1 pseudogene is annotated in these 801 nt (G+C 64.3%); it reads left to right on the forward strand.

Annotated elements, in window-relative coordinates:
* Window positions 1-582: 582 nt before the first annotated feature.
* A pseudogene (locus tag KDL01_RS41520) lies at window positions 583-801 on the forward strand (group II intron reverse transcriptase/maturase); the annotation flags it as partial.

Below are 801 nucleotides of genomic sequence, written 5' to 3' on the forward strand. Positions count from 1 at the left end.
CGTGTGCCACGAACGCAGAAGGGATCTCAGCGTGTAGGTAGATGAGCATCTTGGATGCGGTGCTGTACGAGAGATGAAGGTTTGGCCCTTCGGGGCCGCCCCTGCGGGGGGAGGCTCCAAACCGCCCTGTGCTGCGTTAGCTGAAGACTGTCGTGGTGAGCGACGAGGGAAAAGGCGCACGTGATGCGTCAGGTGGGGGCAGGGAAGACGACCACTGCGGAAGCATCGAAACAGGCTTAGATGGCGTCGAAACCGGGGTTCTTGTGGATTACTCCGGGATGGGCCCGGCGGGTGCCCGCTGGTTGGCCGGGCGGCGTCCGGTGTTGAGGTGGCGTGAGTCCTGTCTGCGGCTCTCGTGCGGAACGTGGGAAGGCGTGTCCCGATACTGCCGCGTCAGCGCGCGGCGACAGGGAGAGCCTCGGGCGCGGTATTCGGTCCGGGGCGTGAGAGTACCGTCGCGGGGCACGCCGGCGGACCGGCTCGTAGTAGTGCTGAAACCCCTGTAACGGGGGCGGAGCGAAGGGGCCGGGTTGTTCGTGCCTGGAAGATTCGGTCAACCGGAGATGATCCGGGAGGAGCGGGATGGACGAGGTGAAAGCACCTGGCAAGTCGTTTGACATCTCCAAGGAGGAGGTGTGGGCGGCCTGGGTGAAGGTGAGAGGGAATCAGGGCGCAGCCGGTGTGGATGGGGTGTCGGTGGCGGAGTTCGAGAAGGATCTGAAGAACAATCTCTACAGGATCTGGAATCGGATGAGCTCCGGCGCGTACTTCCCGCCGGAGGTGAAAGCGGTCGCGATCCCG

The sequence above is a fragment of the Actinospica durhamensis genome (assembly GCF_018139695.1).
GTDB lineage: Bacteria > Actinomycetota > Actinomycetes > Streptomycetales > Catenulisporaceae > Actinospica > Actinospica durhamensis.